Origin of the sequence: Pseudoalteromonas sp. AOP7-A1-14 (assembly GCF_052376275.1) — a bacterium.
In the GTDB taxonomy this organism is placed as follows: domain Bacteria; phylum Pseudomonadota; class Gammaproteobacteria; order Enterobacterales; family Alteromonadaceae; genus Pseudoalteromonas.
The window spans coordinates 1-348 of record NZ_JBQSVO010000306.1 but is presented as its reverse complement, the minus strand read 5'-3'; the positions used below and the strand labels follow the sequence as shown (position 1 = coordinate 348).

Here is a 348-nt window from a genome sequence, read left to right as displayed (position 1 = left end):
GTATATATAACCCGATAAAAATTAATGATGTTATTAATATAAATGCAATTTTCATAGTTTCCCTTAGTGACCAGATAGTAAAAATAATTAGTAACATCTACAATTTGGAATAGCTTTACCTGTAAAGTCATAAGCACCATCACCATCCTTATCCAATTCAGTACATTCGTCAGAACCATAAATTGTTATTGGCAATTTATCACTAAAGAATTGAACTGTTGATTGGCAAACACAGACCTTTGGCGATGCATACCTAACACCATCTGCTGTATATAATCTTTGTAGTTTAGTGATGTCAGAAAAGAGTCCTGATAACATTTTTGTTCTAGCATCTATATTTTTAATATC

General features: G+C 30.7%; 1 protein-coding gene. It reads right to left on the bottom strand.

All coding sequences use genetic code 11. From position 1 onward, the window contains the following. Positions 1–87: 87 nt before the first annotated feature. A partial coding sequence (locus ACT3RM_RS18240; protein WP_444511561.1) for a hypothetical protein occupies positions 88–348 on the bottom strand: 261 nt, incomplete at its 5' end.